Origin of the sequence: Acinetobacter sp. G11 (genome assembly GCF_049808495.1) — a bacterium.
GTDB classification, from domain to species: Bacteria; Pseudomonadota; Gammaproteobacteria; order Pseudomonadales; family Moraxellaceae; genus Acinetobacter; species Acinetobacter kookii.
Genome location: NZ_JBNCAT010000002.1, coordinates 108,661 through 124,981 on the forward strand (window position 1 = coordinate 108,661; position 16,321 = coordinate 124,981).

Genomic DNA, 16,321 nt, shown 5'->3' on the forward strand with positions numbered 1-16,321 from the left:
CAACCAGTTTAGATCATCATGTTGTAGTGAAGGTAGTTCATGATCCATACAGAACCAACCAGAAGGATGGCAATGGTCAGAATCGTATAAACGAATGCAATAACGTTCCAGCGTTGCTCTGAAGAAGAGTTCATGTGCAGGAAATAAATTAACTGTACAAGAATCTGAGCAACTGCAGTAATCGCAATCACGGTAATCAAGATACCGCGACCAAAACCACCAGCCATCACCATTCCGAAAGGAATGATGGTCAGGATGATAGATAGGATAAAGCCAACAGTATATTGCTTAACGTTACCGTGTGCTGCACCAGCTGAATTGTGATCGTGACTCATTAGAGAACTCCCATCAAGTAAACTACGCTGAATACACAGATCCAAACGATGTCAAGGAAGTGCCAGAACAAGCTTAAGCATGCAAGACGACGAGTGTTTGGAAGAGTCAAACCATACTTCTTGATTTGAACCATTAACACGATCATCCATACCAAACCAGAAGTTACGTGAATACCGTGTGTACCTACTAGCGTAAAGAACGCAGATAAGAATGCACTTGTGCTAGGACCGTGACCAGCATGAACTAAATGATTGAACTCATATAATTCCATACCGATGAAGGCAGCACCAAATACCCAGGTAATTGCAAGCCAAGTCAGAACTTTAGATACGTCTTTCTTGTAGGCAGCAAGAACAGCAAAGCCGAACGTTACAGACGAAATCAAGAGAGCGAATGTTTCAGTTAACACGAAACCGAGAGATTCACCAAAAAGATCTCGTGCACTTGGAGTACCAACTGGAACGTGACTGCTTAATACAGCAAACGCGATGAAGAGTGTACCGAATAGGATCAAGTCACTCATCAAGTAAGACCAGAAACCAAAGACTGTGATGTCAGTATCATCGTGATGATGATGTTCATCGTGTCCGTGGTTATCGTGATGAAGTACTTCAGCCATAGTCTTAGTCCTTCTTCAAGTGTTTTTCAAGTTGTGCATAACGTTCGTTTTCGATGCGTTCAACTTCAGCAGCAGGGACATAGTAGTCCACTTTCTTCGTGAAAGAAGACACGATGAAGCTAATGATCGCAGAAACGAATGTAATCGCTACTAACCACCAGATGTGCCAGATTAAAGCAAAGCCCATGGTAGTAATGAACATTGCGATAACAAAACCAGCCGCACGGTTGGTTGGCATATGAATGTCTTCATACTTGGTTGGTTTAGCGTATGCAATACCGTTTTCTTTGTCAGTCCAGAAAGTATCAATACCATTGATCTTTGGAATATAAGCAAAGTTATAGAACGGAGCAGGAGATGAAGTAGACCATTCAAGCGTACGGCCATCCCAGATATCGCCAGTAACGTCCATGTTTTTCTCGCGTTGCAAGAAACCAACCACGATTTGCATAACGAAACATGCAATACCAAGTGCAATCAGAACCGCACCGAACATAGCAATATTTACATATGGATCCCATTCAGGGTTGTCAAATGTATTCAAACGACGAGTCATACCCATGAAACCAAGGATATAAAGTGGCATGAACGCAAAATAGAAACCGATGAACCAGAACCAGAACGCTGCTTTACCCCAAGCTTCATTTAACTGCCAGCCAAACATTTTAGGCCAGTAGAAAATGATACCTGCGAACATCGCAAATACTACACCACCAATAATTACGTTATGGAAGTGAGCGATAAGGAATAAAGAGTTGTGTACCAGGAAGTCCGCTGGTGGAACTGCCATTAATACGCCTGTCAAACCACCGATACCGAAAGTCACAAGGAAGCCAAGTGTCCAAAGCATTGGGGTTGTATAGGTAATGCGGCCCTTGTACATGGTGAATAACCAAGAGAAGATTTTCACACCAGTCGGGATCGCAATAATCATGGTCATGATACCGAAGAACGCGTTAACGTTGGCACCTGCACCCATGGTAAAGAAGTGGTGAACCCAAACAACAAGTGATAAAACACCAATTGCTACAGTAGCGTACACCATTGATTTGTAACCGAACAAAGCTTTGCGGCAGAATACGGCAGTAACTTCCGAGTAAATACCAAAAGCTGGTAATACCAGGATGTATACTTCCGGGTGACCCCAAGTCCAGATCAAGTTTACATATAACATTGGGCTACCACCCAAGTCATTTGTAAAGAAGTGGAAGTCGAAGTAACGGTCAAGTGTCAACATTGCAAGAGTCGCAGTCAATACTGGGAAAGTCGCAATGATAAGTACAACAGTGACCAAAGATGTCCAGGTGAAAATAGGCATATCCATAAGGGTCATGCCAGGCGCACGCATTTTAATGATGGTAACGAAGAAGTTAACACCTGTTAAAAGCGTACCCAGACCTGAAACCTGAAGTGCCCAAATGTAGTAGTCTACACCTACGCCAGGAGAATATTCGATACCTGAAAGAGGAGGATAAGCCATCCAGCCTGTTGCAGCGAACTCACCTAAAGCAAGAGATACCATCATTAGACCCGCAGCACCGGCAAACAGCCAGAAACTTAAAGAGTTTAATAACGGGAAGGCAACGTCACGTGCACCAATTTGAAGTGGTACAGAAATGTTCATTAAGCCAACGACAAGACCCATCGCTACGAAGAAGATCATGATTACGCCATGCGCAGTAAAAATCTGATCGTAATGTTCTGGGTGCAAGTAACCTTCACCACCACCTTTTGCAAGGAACTGCTGAAGACGCATCATGATCGCATCGGCAAAGCCACGCACAAGCATGACAATCGACACGAGGATATACATGATACCAATTTTTTTATGGTCTACAGATGTGAACCATTCGTTCCACAAATAGCCCCATTTTTTGAAATAGGTGATACCTGCAAACATTGCAAGACCGCCTAGGACCATCATGGCAACTGTCACCAACACGATTGGATCGTGAGGGATTGCATCCGGACCTAACTTACCTAAGAAGCTCATGTCTTATTCCTCTACAGAAGCAGTCGCATGTTCAACATTTGCATGAGCTTCAGAAGCAGCAGCTTCATGACCAGCAGTTGCCGAGTGATCAGCACCGTGGTAATTACTCATGTATTTGTTAATCACAGATTCGAACAGTTTAGGTTCTACTGAAGAATAATAAGTCACTGGATGTGGCTTAGTCGGATAAGGCTTCAACGCTTCAGCAGCAGCCTTCTCTTCAGGAGTTTGGGCATTCGCAACGATTGCTTCGATTTGGTACTTAGAACGGTTACCGTCACGTAGGGTTGCAAATTCAGCCTGGTCTAAAAGTGTTTTTTGAACAGCTTGAGGATTAATGGTATTACCATTACCAGCTTTAACTGCAGCCACCCATTCAGCAAACTGAGCATCAGTCACAGAGTGTGCACGGAAACGCATTTGCGAGAAACCATAACCTGAATAGTTAGAAGAGAAACCACGGTAGCCTTCAGCAGGACTGGTTTCATTTGCCAAGAAGTTCAGGTGAGTTTGCATACCCGCCATAGCATAAATCTGACCAGACAATGCAGGGATAAAGAACGAGTTCATTGTGAAGTTAGAAGTTAAACGCAGGCTAACCGGAGTTTTTTCTGGGAAACGAATTTCGTTAACAGTCGCAATGTTTTGTTCTGGATAGATAAAGATCCATTTAAATTGTTCAGCAATAACCTGAACGTTTAAAGGTGCTTTATCTGATTCTAGCGGACGGTATGGGTCATACTTGTGGGAACCCCACCAAGTTAACCAAGCTAAAATACCAATAATAATAACAGGAATACCCCAGACTACAATTTCAATTGCAGTAGAGTGTGCCCATGTAGGTTTATAGTCTGCATCTTTATTCGACGCGCGATATTTCCATCCGAACCATAATGCCATAATCGCTGATGGAATAACCACCAATAGCATTAAGTAAATCGCAGTCAACATGAGGTTTGATTGACCTTCAGCAACTGGACCTTTAGAGTTCAGAAGTACCATATCACCACCACACCCTGTCAAGAGTGCAGCCATCGCAGATAAAGACAATACAGCTAAAATTGTTTGTCTCATTTTACAACCTCGGTGAAGAGTCCCATTCCCTAATTTAATATGGGATAGCGATTAAAGTGTCGCATGATTGGAAATGTTTATTTTTCACTTAGAAAATCTAAGCATAGTAAAGCCTTCCCAATCATGAGGCACCGCTACGTTGTAGGGCATTATGCCTGATATCGACAAACTAAGCTATATGTAAAATGGCTTTAAATATCTGTTATAAAAACTGATTTTTTTACTCGGAATTAAGCTTTTATTGTATGAATTTTATTTTAATATCAATATTCTGGGGGAAAACAGGGATATAAAAACAATCCCTGTTTAATTATATGCTTATTGTTTAACCACTTTGGTTTTGGCTAATTTATCATGCAAGGTCTGGCGCTTTTCGCCCAGTGCAAAAACATGATCAATAATTGTAATAAATGGCATAAAGAGCAAATTTAAAACGATAAAAATAAAGCTACGTAAAGTGAAAGCACGCATCAGGCTGACTTTTTCGCCATTTTCGGCATCTACAATTTTAATTTTAGTCAGTTTTTTACCGATGCTTTGCCCGGATTTTGCCAACATGAATGCCTGTATACCTAACATGATGATGAGGTAAATAAACATGGTCTGCCAGGCTTCAGGGGGGATAAGGGTAAATAATTCCTGCTGTAATTGCATGGCTTGAGTGGAAGTCTCGGCCGTCTGCATTTTTTGCTGGATCTCGGACAACTGGTTAAATTGCTCCGGTTTCAGGAAAAATGACGGAATTGCGGCGGCAGGTAGCCAGAGTAGCAAGTCAATAATTTTTGCCAAAATACGGGTTGGAATTGAAGCAAGTTCCTGTTTGGCAGTGACTTTTTTCTCCACCTGAACTTTACGAATAGCCGAATTCTGTGAAGGATTGGGTTCTGGAAAAGCCGCAGGTGCGGTATAGCCTTCAGGTGTATATACAAGTTTACCTTGGGTTAATTCACCTAAAGCCTTCCATTCGGTCATGCCTTGATGCCAGGCCAAATCTGTAAGCAGCACTTGTTGGCTAGCGAGCATTTGATTAAGCTGCTCTAAGGTGTAAGGACCGGCTTGTTGATTATTTCTCGCCAAGTAAATTTGCATAAAACTCAATTCTCAAAATAAATCTAAAAATACAAAAAATCGTAGAAGAAAAAAAAGACCCACGAATGGGCGATATTACTTAAACAGTATTAAAGCCCGAATTAAACATATTACAAAGCACTTGGTTTTTCACTAGATTTTTAACTGGTTTGATAATAAATTTAAACCGTTTTAAAAATTTAGTGCAACAAGAGTGCAACAAGCCCATGGCAACCTTTCAAAAACGTAACGGTCGCATTACTGCAACAGTACGGATCAAGCCACACAAACCAAAGTCTAAAACCTTTGATACTTTACGTGATGCAAAGAAGTGGGCCCAAGAAACCGAGGTTGAACTCAAGAATGAAAAACAACAGATATTCGATCACGTCATCTTACGAGATGCAATGGAAGAATACCGCGACACCATATCTATAAAGAAAAGGGGTGCCGACAGGGAAATTAGCCGTATTAACTATATATTAAAACATATGCGATGCGACATTCCATTAATAAATGTTGATAAAGAATTTTTAGTGAACTGGCGTGAATGGCGATTGGAGAATGTTTCTACGGGAACAGCGCGTAGGGATTTTGTTTTGCTGGCTGGCTTCTTTACCTGGTGCGTCGAGACAAAGTTATGGTTAAGACGAAATCCGGTACGAGATGTTCAAATGCCAAAAGATTCAGATCATCGTGAACGCGTCATCTCTCAAGATGAAATTGATAAACTATGTGAATACCTTTCTGTGGATCTTAAAGACATCTTCTTATTGGCCATTGAAACAGGAATGCGCCAGGCTGAAATTTGTGGAATGACTTGGGATAGGGTGTATTTAGAAAAGCGATATGTAAAATTACTTATTACTAAAAATGGACGGCCTCGTGAAGTGCCATTGAGTCAAAAAGCATTAGAAATACTATCAAGCCGCCAAAAGAAAAAATCAGGCTCTGTTTTTAATTTATCACCACTTGCTGCCAGCACCGAGTTTATGAAGGCTCGCATTAGTGCTGAGTTATACGGATTCACATTCCATGATTCGCGCCATACGGCAGCAACTCGGATTGCTCTTAAGTTACCAATTCTTGACTTATGTAAGATGTTTGGCTGGAGCAACCCTAAACGTGCCATGGCTTATTACAATCCCACTGCTAGTGAGATTGCATCGCGTCTTTAACAGCTTTAAGTGAGTATTTCCCACGAATATTTTTAAGCTTTGCTTTTGTTTCAAGTTGCTTAAAAAGGTGTCGCGTTAAACCAGGAATGCGCTCACAAAGCTGTTTAACATTTAATAGCTCGTCATTTTGCCCTTGTAATGCTTTTGTAATTGCATTGGATGTTTCTTGACGAATTAATTCACGTAAATCAGCAACTGGGATTGTTACCACTTCAATAGCACCCATCAAGGAACCTCCTTCAAACTCTGCAAAACTTCAAAAGGCAACTTCAACTTTATAACCATTATCTTCTCCAGGTCGCTTCTTTAAACTTCGCATTGATTAATAGTTCTTCAATTTCACCAACGCTGACATTATGAAAAATATGGTCCATCTTGGCCCCGAACACTGTCAGTGTTCGGGTAATAGTTGAGTAATTGAATTTCATGATGCATCACCAATTGCCGCAGTAAACGGATCCAATTCAAGTCGACGCTTCTCAACCATTTCCATTAATCGGGGTTGAATTTCTTCATCGCATGCTGACACATCAATTTCCAAGGCATCCAGCTCAGTCAGGTCTTCAGCTTTCTGAATACGAACTGCGAGTGATGATTGAGCCTTAGGTGGATTAAGCTCGACCAGGCGTTTATTGATTGCATTAATTAATGGCTTGCGCTGTTCTTCGGTCCAGTGAGTGGTGTACTTGATTTGAGCATTGGCTTCCATTGGTGTAGCTGCATTGGCAACATTTCCAAGTAATTCATTTAGTAACACCTGGTGAATATCGTCTACATCGGCCTGAACTGGCGGTTCCAGATGCTCATCTTTTTGGGATTGAATGAGACTTTCAGCCTCTTGTTGCAGTCGCTTAAGTTTATCAATGCTTAAATCATTATCTAGCTCAACCTTAGGCGTGTATTGCTCAGGATCAAGTTCAAGCAATTTATCTTCAGTCAGCTTGCACAAGTGTTGTTGATCTTCACGCTCCAGATGGCCATTAGCCACAAAGACAGGGCGTAGAGCCAAAACATCCCGTGTTGTTGTGCATTCATCAATTTGAGCCGTAAACTTCTCAACCAATATCACTGCATCAGTTTCAACAAATTCCTCTGTCAAACTGTCTTCTGCAGCAGCTGGACCTTGCTCGGTAATCTGAATATCTGACTGACTTTCAAATGTCTTTTCTTCCACATCATTTGATGTTGAATTTTGGTCATTTGCAGCTGGTGCTTCTGTTTTGCGGCTACGACGTTTTTGTTTTGTTTGAGTGTTAATTTCAACAATATCTGCTCGGCGGTAAACACGGTCAAAAAGCTTACAAAATGCCTCTGCTTGTAGCTGTGTATTATTTGGATCGCGTTGTGCAAACCCCCGGGCAATAGATTGATTTAATACCTCATGGCAGACTACATATTTATAGTGATGTATCTCACCACTGGCTTGAACAATATATACATTATCGCCGAGTTGAACCTCATCCGGAGTCAGGGGCTTTTCGAATGTAATACCAGCCAATTCCATGGTTTCAACTTTGATGCAATACTCATAACCTGGTTTAGCAAAGATGTTGGCGGGGAACTGATCGATATCATTGAATTCGATCAATTCACCGATAGCGCGGCACATAATATTTCGACCCGCCATCATTGCTGTAAAAGCTTCATTACTATTTAAAATATTCATGCTGACCATCCCTCCATATCTGATTTAGCCTGGCAGGCATTTAAAATTTGTTGTTCGTACTTTGTGCCTTTGAAGTAGGTAGCAGGACGATTAAGATCATTAATCTGGTTAGCATTTTGAATGTCTTTTAACGCAACCTGATAATCATTTTCTAAACGTGCTTCATTCTCGGCATGTAACTGCTGCTCATTAGCCTGTTGTGCTTGTTGGGTACGCTTAATGATTGAGTGAATGCCAGCGCATGTCTCATCAAACTTCTGCTGTTGAACATCGTGAAGGCTGTTTAATCCACGTTTGGCACAATACTTTTCAATATCAATTCCAGCTTGTTGCATAAGTGCTTCAAGCTCTAAAAATTGATTACCATTGATACATGCATCAGCAGATCCAGAGTTCAGCCATTGTTTGAGCAATATGCCAGCCTGTTCTGTGAGTAGCATAGGCTCACTAAAAATGCGGGTACGATCTTTTGTTCTAACCGCATAGTTGTCGTGGGTTAGATCCAGAACGGTAGTGAACTCATATTCAATCCCATCGCGCTGTTCAGCTTTCATGCCCACTTTTTCGACTTTCTTTTTGCCGTTTCCTGCATCAACCTGAACGGTATCCATTTTGCTGCGCATGGTCACAATGATATTGATGCTGGACTGAAGCATTGCATCGATAAACTTGCGATGGCGTGGAGTAACCTGACTCCATGCACCCCAGCTATTACCTTTGAAAGTGGTACCGGAAAGTTTGTCGACAATCTCCAAACAGCCGCCAACGCCAGACCATTCATGAGTAATACTATCCAGGATTAAGGTATCGAAACCTGCTTTCTCTGCAGCATGAATAGCATCAATAAACTTTTCAGGGGTGTAGGGTGGTTGAATATTTGCATGTTCAAATTCAACAACATCTTCATATAATTCAGCGCTACTATTTTCTGTGTCTGCTACTGCAATTCGTCCCCCAATTCCTTTAGCTAAAAGGAGTGCACCTAAGGTTTTACCTGAACCGGTAGGACCGGCAAGGGCAAGGCGTAATTTCGCATTTTTGCGTTCAGCTTTCTTAAAAAATACAGTCATGATAATTCCCCTTAAGCCCCAACCCAGCCCATACGTTTTTTGAAAGTGCGACGTTCACGCAATGGAATATGTGAACTCTGCAAACCAATGGCCAAAGCTTTACGACGTTGAAAAGCACGTTCACGGTCAAAGTTTTGACGGATCCAAGGCTTGGCAACTTGTTCTTCAAGAGTGACTTTTTGAAGCTCACCGGTTTTACGATCTTCAGTGAAGATGTCTTTACCTTGTTCAACATAAACAGTGTGGCCAAGACGCATGGACATGCTGTTTTGTTCAAAGCCACCAAGGTATTCAGAGAATTTTTGAGTAGAAGTAGTCATTTGCTTACCTCCATCTGAAACTTAACCGCCTGCACAGTTTGACGATCCACATCATCTGAACAACTGCGAACCATGAAAGGTGTTGCCACAATTGGCGAACTAAAAACCACTACTGCAATCGCGTCACGCATAAAAGCTTTGAACTTGTTCCAGCGATTTGCCTTAGCAATCTGCTCACTAGAAGGTGGTTGTTGGTAAAGAATCCCGGTTTGCGGGATGTGGCCAAACTCAGGGGTTTGACTATGGGAAGGTGTTTGGTTCATACTTATCTCACTCTTTGAGTAAAAGTCCCTGGTCGTCGAAAGCAAGGGGCTTTTTTGTTATCTGGTGAGATGTAATTTAGTATTTACTAAATATTTAGTCAATAGTTTTGCTAAATAAATTTAGTAAAATATTTAGTAAATAATAATATAGACAAAAGAAAACCTTTTCAAAGATATTGAATATTCAATAAAAAATATTTTCTAATAAGTTGAAAATAAGGAAATAATGTTTGAGAATTGGTTAAATTTTAATTAATAGATACAGCTATGGAATTTTTTCTTTTCTTTTTATTGATAGCTTCATGTGGTGTTATTTATTTCTTTTACACTAAGAATAAGGAACTTAAATCTAATGAAGAGGAACTCATAGAAAAGAATAAAAACTTGTCTATCAAGATAGGAAAGCTTGAAGCTCAAGCTAGTAGTGATTACCGACAAATCAGTGGGCTTTTAAATCAGAAAGAATTGCTTGAAAGTCGCTTACTTGAATTGGAAAAATATCAAGCTATTGTAGATGTCGTGAAATATATAGATTCTGAGAAGAAAAAATGTGCTGCTGAGATAGAAAATGATAAAGCTGTATGGCAGAAAGAATATCAATCTAATTTAAAATCACATGAAGCTTACAAGCGCACTATTGTGGCTGAAGCAGAAGCTTTTAAGACCAAAATTAAAGAAAAAATTAAAACAGTAGAAATTTTTTTAGAAAAACATGCTCAAAAAACTATGTCTAACACAGAGCAACAAGCACAGAAAATACTTGGTGATTATTACAATTTAGCTCAGAAAACTATGGAGTTGAGTAAAACCAATAAGGCGCTTGAGAATAAAATTCAGGGTTACAATGATGAATATCTATTACCTAATCAAGCAATACTTGATGATCTTATAGAGGGATATGAGTATTTAGATGCAGCTCAAAGATTAAAAACAATTAAATCTGAGATTAAAACAGCCATTAAACACGGAGTCGTTGCTGAATGTGATTATGTTGAAGATATTAGAAAAACAACAGCTATCGCATTCATAACAAATTCTTTTAATAGTAAAGCGGATGTTCATGTATCACGTTTACGACATGATAATGTTGGTAAATTAATTGAGGCATTGAAAGATGATTATTTACTTTTAAATAATTATGGACAAGCTTTTAGAAATGCCAGAATCAATCCATCTTATTTAGCACTAAGGATTGAGGAGCTAAAATGGGCAGCATTAGTTCTAGAATTCAAAGAAAGAGAACGTGAAGAGCAGAGAGAGATTCGTGAGCAAATTCGTGAAGAGGAAAAAGCAAGAAAAGAATATGAACGCGCAATAAAAGAGGCAAGTAAAGAAGAAGATATATTGAAGAAGGCTTATGAAAAAGCACGAAAGGAGTTCGAACAAGCAACAGATGATCAAAAATCTAAATATGATCAAAAAATGAATGAATTGATGCTTAAACTTCATGAAGCGGAGGAAAGAAATCAGCGTGCTTTATCAATGGCCCAGCAAACAAGAGCAGGGCACGTGTATGTTATTTCGAATATTGGGTCATTTGGAGATGATGTCTTAAAACTTGGAATGACTAGACGTTTGGAGCCAATGGATCGTATTAGGGAGCTGGGAGATGCATCAGTGCCATTTACATTTGATGTTCATGCAATGATTTATAGTGAAGATGCTCCAACTCTAGAGAAAAAGCTTCATCATCATTTTAATCATGAACGAGTTAATAAAGTTAATTATAAAAAAGAATTTTTCAGAACTTCCTTAACAGATGTGAAGAGCTACCTTGAGGAATTAGGTATACAAGCCAAATTTACTCTAAAAGCTGAAGCCTTACAGTATAGAGAATCTTTAAAAATTGAACTTATGCCAGATGAAGAACAACGGGAATTGGAAGATGCTATTGAAAAAATGGAATTAAAGCAGAAAGATTATGTTTTAGTTGAAGATGAAGACTAATCAAAAAGGCCAGCACATGCTGGCCTTTTTAAAAGAAAACCCACATATAGTGGGTTCGAGATAGGTCTTACTTAGTCATTACAGATCCCGTCTTCGTATGAGATCTTGAGTAAAGAATAACTATTGAGTGTTTCAGAAATAAGAAACCCACCGAAGTGGGTCTGTGCGATCAAATACTATCCGTAGTATTAGAGTGTGAAGATAGACTCATAAGATGACATTATTGTTTAGGCTTGCTTTATAAATAGCCATGTGGGTTATTTATTTTTGAAATAAAGAACGATCAGTAATATCACGATAATAATGAGAATTATCGCGATAACAATTCTTTCCATAATAATCTCCTGCAAATCACATGCGAATCCTTCAGCACTGGATATTGTCTTTTTTCTTATAGTAGTCCAAAGCTATGTCCAGATCCTTCAATAGTTGTGCCCGCGTATATTCAGTGGGTGACAACTTAAGTAAGGCCGGCATGTAATTGGTTTTGTATTCAGCAGGGTAGTCCTTACAGAGTATTTGAGTTCTTTCCGTTTGTGGGGTCTCAGCACTATCAAGCTTGTCTAGGTAGGTATTGATGATTGCATCCGACTTTTCAAATTGGGCTTTTGCTACAGGATTAGTTTTACCTGGATCAGATGGGGTTGTTTGTTCTGGTTGTTTCTGGCAGCCGGTGATAGCTAAAGTTAGAAGTAGGATGGTGAATAGTACTTTTTTCATAATTATGTATTGTTGTTATTGGTGAGGGGATTATAAGCGGAAAATAGGAAAAGAAAACCCACCGTTGGGGTGGGTCTTTAATAATACTAAAACCTAAGAGGCTATTTTGAGAGTTTTGCTGTTTCTTAAGTTGAAATCTTTTGGAATGGTATCTAATATTTTCTGAATCTGATTATCACTGTAGTCAGAATTTTTGAGGGTTTTACTTAATTTATCTAATGATGAATTAATAAGCAAAGTCCTATCCCAAACAGTTTTAAATTGTTTAGAATTAACTGCTTCTTTAATTGTCATTAAAAATTTCTGCTCATTATAAATATATTTCATATGATGAGTATAAATTTTATCTGTAATTTCACATTTTTCATTAAATGTAAGGGTAACTTCAATCTTATCCATCTTTCTTTCAGAAATCATATTCACATATGAATCTTCAAAAATTGAATCAGCAAGTTCAGTTGGCTGTATTCCTTTGAAAATATAAAGGCTAGCTAAAGAATCTGTAATTTGAGTAAGCATGAGGTCGGTCATATCATTTTCCTTACTTCTTCAATAAGAGAAGGAATTACCTTCAAGGATTTTACAAGAGTTGGGTTATCTCTTGACGCAATGGAGCCAAATTTATCATATAGCTTAAAATTAATATACATTACTAACGTGCCATCATTAGCTGTACCAGGCTTGATAATTGATGTATGCCTTGAAAATGAATTAGCTAATTCAAGCCCTTTAGGATTGTATCCATGGTCTGAAAGAAGGTTGGTAACTTCATCTTCAGTTTTCTTTTTAATTAGTTTTCTTAACTGATCACGTGCTACGGTTGGACGTTTTTCAAGTAACTCTGGATCAATAAAGTCAGTTGAAATTTTTTTACTTTCTTGATCAATTAACTGTTTTTCCAAGGTTTTAAGAATATTTTCGTCAAGATCCTGTATCTCTTTAAACTTTTTAAGTGTTTCTTGAACTTTGGAATTTATTTCCTTTCTTTTGGTTTCAAATAATTCATTAAAGTCTATATCTGGCAGAAAAGAATCTTGGTCGCTAATAAAAGCAGCGTCAGAGTCAACATTACCAAGAGTTTGCGGTCTGCGTTTATAATCTGATGTTAACTCTTTTAAAGTATAATCTTTAATTCGCTCGGATTTGGCACGATTAACTTCTTTTTGAAAATCCTCCCATAATTCATTTAAGCCAGTTTCTTCGTGAAAAATAACTGTAGCATTATTATCAATCTCAAAAGCTTTAATCTCTTCATCTGGAATTGCTCGTAATACACGACCGATTACTTGAGCAAATGCATTCAAACTTTTATATGGTCTAAAAATCGATAGTATAGTAAGGTATTTATGGTCATAGCCTTCCATTAGCATATTAACGGAAACAACTACATCGCATTCATGATTCTCAATTGATTTAAATTTTGCTGCTTGAATACTTTTATCCATATTACTGTGAATTAATATAGTTTTAAGTCCTACCTCTTCATACCATTTTTGCAAATCCTCAGCATGTTCAATACTACAACCAACTGCCAGAATTTTATGAGGTACATCTGGCGACACATCCCTTAGCTCTTTCAACTTAATAAGGCTGTGATTAATAACATCCATTGAGCACTCTTTAGATAGAGCTATACATTTTTGTAGCCACTCAGTATCTTTAAATCGTAATACCTGCTCTACTGTTAGTTTCTCCTCTGGAAATTCAGGGGTTATGAAATATAGGTGGTGGGCATTTACTGTTTCTTTTTTTAGGTATTTTACCAGTCTATCGCGCATTACCTCGGATAATGGAGTTTCATGGATTTTTTCACCAGGTATCGGCAAACCATCTCCTCTAAATGGAGTACCTGTAACATGAAGTTTCTTAGCGGTATTAAAATATGAGAGGATTGATTCCCAGCTAGATGCAACAGAGTGATGCGACTCATCAATAATTATCATGTCAAAAAAGTCGGGTGAAACTCTATTTTTCAAACAACTATCAGATTGGCTTATGACTCTTTGAATATTTGAATAAATAATATTGCTATTAGTTAAATGCTCGTCAGTAATATCAGATGTATATTCACAAACAATAGGCAAGTTATTGGAACCAAAAATTACATCATAGTTAATCCAGAAGTTATCTTTTAATGATTCTTGAGTTTTGCTGATACTTTCTTTTGTGACCAATCCTGGGGTAATAATAAGCACACGACCATTTGATATTCCATATGGCGCAATTGAAATAAGTCCAGACTTTCCAGTACCTGTAGGTAATACAACTAGCGCTTCACCTTGTGGGTTTTGTTCAAAATAATCTTGAATCTTTATATAAGCCTCGATCTGAGGAGATCTAAGCTTATTATTCCCAACAATATTAACTCTCGTATCTTTAAAATAAGACATACGTAAACCCCTATATTCCCGATCAAAGACCCGCGTCGGGTTCGCAATTTGTTTCAGTTAAATAAAAAGCTGAATACGCTTAAACTTTTTATTCGCTTCGATTTCGTTTTTATAGAATTTGTCTTTATCTTTAGAATCTATAAATTTAGTAAACGTACTTGATTCAAGAAGTCGGTAAAGGAACCTTTCACCTGTTCTAAGCACTACTGTCAACAGGTAGTGCTGATAAAGTACATAGCTGATCTTGCGGGAATTTATTTCAATTTTCTGCATTGAGTTTATTAGTCATTCCCTTGGTTTTTAATCAACTATCTTCTGCCCCAATTTTCCCTCTTTCACCAGCTGAACAATTTGCTCATTGGTATAAACAGGTACAAAATGGATATCCCCAATTTCAGCAGCAAGAACTTTTACCTCATCTGCATTCAGGTTAAGAGCTTCATTTGATTCAGCAGCTTGATTAATACGATCTATGATTTGATTCATGATTTGTTTCGGGTGCATATCAATCCTTTAGGTAATCAAGGCTTAACTAAAGCCAACTCTAAACGTCCAACAAAATTGATTTCATTAAGCTGGTCGCTTGTAATGAACTCATCTGGATATCGCTTTTTATCTGGATTATCACTGGTCAATTTCACGGTATTCGAACCATAGCTGACAAAAATACGTTTCATTCTTAATTCGTGATTATGTGTAAACACATACACATTTCCATTTTTCAAAGCATTTGGGTCTTTATCTGAAATATCCACAAATAATGGACTTTCTGGGGCAACAGTAGGGTACATGCTGTATTCAGCAGAATAGATTATTCGCAAGTTTTCTGGTTTAGTTTGTATGCCCATAATTTTTAAGATGTATGGATCTATGTCGAGATACTCACTCACATCTTCTAAAAAATTTTCTATGCCAGCGCCACATGAAGCCTTGATGTCTTTATAAATAGGAATTCTTACATTGGTTGGCTTTCTTTCACCACTTCTAAACTCAATGGGCGCTATATGGATTCCCCCAGTTTGACATGAATGTGGGGTAGAGCCATCCACGGAATAATCTTCCTTGTCGAGCAATCCAGTATCCCAACCAATCTTCTTCTCAAGATTTCTTGCCGCACGCTCACCAAAACTCCCATGCCCATTAATGAGTTGAGAAATATGACTAGCGTTTAAATCGTAATGCTCACAAAAAGCTACATCCGATTTAAAACCTAATTCCTTGTTGGCAGCATCAATGGCTGTGCGCAAATTTCTGCGTCTTAAAGCAACTTTATCCATATTTAGTATTTCACATAGTTTTTAGTAAAAAGTAAATTCGCAAACACTAAAGATTGATTGACATGTTTAGTAATTAAAATTAGTATTTACTAAATATATTTATTAAGGAGATAAAAATGTCTTCCTCTAACACTGAACAACTTAAAAGCTACCTTTTAAGCCTTACACCAGAGGGTCGTAAAACCTTCGCACAAGAATGCCTAACAACAGTCGGTAACCTTCAGCAAATCATCTATGTAAACAAAAAATGTGGAGCACCGTTGGCTATTCGCATAGATAAAGCAAGTAAAGGCCAAGTCTCTTGCGATTCATTATGTCCAGAAGCTGATTTTGATTATTTACGCAATCAAAAACTTACTGCCTGAACCAAATTATCACTCAATAATTTTTTTTAATAAAT

At 38.4% G+C, this 16,321-nt stretch carries 19 protein-coding genes; 3 read left to right on the forward strand and 16 right to left on the reverse strand.

Features of this window, described 5'->3' with window-relative positions:
- Positions 1-8 precede the first annotated feature (8 nt).
- The 5 genes from ACPUEY_RS01390 to ACPUEY_RS01410 all read right to left on the reverse strand — a co-directional run bounded on the left by ACPUEY_RS01390 (position 9) and on the right by ACPUEY_RS01410 (position 5,111).
- Entirely contained in the window at positions 9-335 is a 327-nt protein-coding gene (locus tag ACPUEY_RS01390; RefSeq protein WP_086197269.1) for a cytochrome o ubiquinol oxidase subunit IV, read from the reverse strand.
- Positions 335-955 carry a cytochrome o ubiquinol oxidase subunit III gene (cyoC, locus tag ACPUEY_RS01395; RefSeq protein WP_092818301.1) on the reverse strand — a complete coding sequence of 207 codons (621 nt, stop codon included), beginning with the start codon at positions 953-955 and terminating at the stop codon, positions 335-337. The genes ACPUEY_RS01390 and cyoC overlap by 1 nt, the downstream gene beginning before the upstream one ends.
- A 4-nt stretch (positions 956-959) precedes the next feature.
- The gene (gene cyoB, locus ACPUEY_RS01400) at positions 960-2,948 is read right to left on the reverse strand and encodes a cytochrome o ubiquinol oxidase subunit I (protein ID WP_425120862.1); all 1,989 of its coding nucleotides are present in this window, start codon (positions 2,946-2,948) and stop codon (positions 960-962) included.
- A gap of 3 nt (positions 2,949-2,951) precedes the next feature.
- Entirely contained in the window at positions 2,952-4,022 is a 1,071-nt protein-coding gene (gene cyoA, locus ACPUEY_RS01405) for a ubiquinol oxidase subunit II (RefSeq protein ID WP_425120863.1), read from the reverse strand.
- Between the two features lie 318 nt (positions 4,023-4,340).
- Positions 4,341-5,111, reverse strand: a complete 771-nt coding sequence (locus ACPUEY_RS01410) for an RDD family protein (RefSeq protein ID WP_425120864.1) — start codon at positions 5,109-5,111, stop codon at positions 4,341-4,343.
- 206 nt (positions 5,112-5,317) lie between these two features.
- Between ACPUEY_RS01410 and ACPUEY_RS01415 the strand changes: the two genes are divergently transcribed.
- Positions 5,318-6,268, forward strand: coding sequence for a tyrosine-type recombinase/integrase (locus ACPUEY_RS01415; protein WP_425120866.1), 951 nt, complete (start codon positions 5,318-5,320; stop codon positions 6,266-6,268).
- Here the strand turns inward: ACPUEY_RS01415 and ACPUEY_RS01420 are convergent.
- From ACPUEY_RS01420 to ACPUEY_RS01440, 5 genes are all read right to left on the reverse strand, one after another.
- Entirely contained in the window at positions 6,243-6,494 is a 252-nt protein-coding gene (locus ACPUEY_RS01420) for a hypothetical protein (protein WP_425120867.1), read from the reverse strand. The genes ACPUEY_RS01415 and ACPUEY_RS01420 overlap by 26 nt on opposite strands.
- Before the next feature lie 198 nt (positions 6,495-6,692).
- The gene (locus ACPUEY_RS01425; protein ID WP_425120868.1) at positions 6,693-7,934 is read right to left on the reverse strand and encodes a hypothetical protein; all 1,242 of its coding nucleotides are present in this window, start codon (positions 7,932-7,934) and stop codon (positions 6,693-6,695) included.
- Complete coding sequence (locus ACPUEY_RS01430; RefSeq protein ID WP_425120869.1) at positions 7,931-9,004, reverse strand: ATP-binding protein; 1,074 nt, start codon at positions 9,002-9,004, stop codon at positions 7,931-7,933. Before ACPUEY_RS01430 ends, ACPUEY_RS01425 begins: the two co-directional genes overlap by 4 nt.
- An 11-nt stretch (positions 9,005-9,015) precedes the next feature.
- Complete coding sequence (locus ACPUEY_RS01435) at positions 9,016-9,324, reverse strand: hypothetical protein (RefSeq protein ID WP_425120870.1); 309 nt, start codon at positions 9,322-9,324, stop codon at positions 9,016-9,018.
- Positions 9,321-9,587, reverse strand: coding sequence for a hypothetical protein (locus ACPUEY_RS01440; protein ID WP_425120871.1), 267 nt, complete (start codon positions 9,585-9,587; stop codon positions 9,321-9,323). Before ACPUEY_RS01440 ends, ACPUEY_RS01435 begins: the two co-directional genes overlap by 4 nt.
- A gap of 267 nt (positions 9,588-9,854) precedes the next feature.
- Between ACPUEY_RS01440 and ACPUEY_RS01445 the strand changes: the two genes are divergently transcribed.
- A complete protein-coding gene (locus tag ACPUEY_RS01445) occupies positions 9,855-11,534 on the forward strand; it encodes a DUF4041 domain-containing protein (RefSeq protein ID WP_425120873.1) in 1,680 nt (559 codons plus the stop codon).
- Positions 11,535-11,900: 366 nt separating this feature from the next.
- Here ACPUEY_RS01445 and ACPUEY_RS01450 read toward each other — a convergent pair whose 3' ends face one another.
- The 6 genes from ACPUEY_RS01450 to ACPUEY_RS01475 form a co-directional block, all read right to left on the reverse strand.
- Positions 11,901-12,254, reverse strand: a complete 354-nt coding sequence (locus ACPUEY_RS01450) for a hypothetical protein (protein ID WP_425120874.1) — start codon at positions 12,252-12,254, stop codon at positions 11,901-11,903.
- A gap of 93 nt (positions 12,255-12,347) precedes the next feature.
- A complete protein-coding gene (locus ACPUEY_RS01455; protein WP_425120875.1) occupies positions 12,348-12,785 on the reverse strand; it encodes a hypothetical protein in 438 nt (145 codons plus the stop codon).
- Entirely contained in the window at positions 12,782-14,644 is a 1,863-nt protein-coding gene (locus tag ACPUEY_RS01460) for a DEAD/DEAH box helicase (RefSeq protein WP_425120876.1), read from the reverse strand. Before ACPUEY_RS01460 ends, ACPUEY_RS01455 begins: the two co-directional genes overlap by 4 nt.
- 57 nt (positions 14,645-14,701) lie before the next feature.
- On the reverse strand, positions 14,702-14,917 hold the full coding sequence (locus ACPUEY_RS01465) for a hypothetical protein (RefSeq protein WP_425120877.1): 216 nt from the start codon (positions 14,915-14,917) through the stop codon (positions 14,702-14,704).
- Between the two features lie 27 nt (positions 14,918-14,944).
- A complete protein-coding gene (locus ACPUEY_RS01470; RefSeq protein WP_425120879.1) occupies positions 14,945-15,148 on the reverse strand; it encodes a hypothetical protein in 204 nt (67 codons plus the stop codon).
- Positions 15,149-15,165: 17 nt separating this feature from the next.
- Positions 15,166-15,921: a S24 family peptidase gene (locus tag ACPUEY_RS01475; RefSeq protein WP_425120880.1), complete on the reverse strand. Its 756-nt coding sequence runs from the start codon at positions 15,919-15,921 to the stop codon at positions 15,166-15,168.
- 116 nt (positions 15,922-16,037) lie between these two features.
- Between ACPUEY_RS01475 and ACPUEY_RS01480 the strand changes: the two genes are divergently transcribed.
- Complete coding sequence (locus tag ACPUEY_RS01480) at positions 16,038-16,286, forward strand: hypothetical protein (protein WP_131274468.1); 249 nt, start codon at positions 16,038-16,040, stop codon at positions 16,284-16,286.
- The last annotated feature ends 35 nt before the right edge of the window (positions 16,287-16,321 follow it).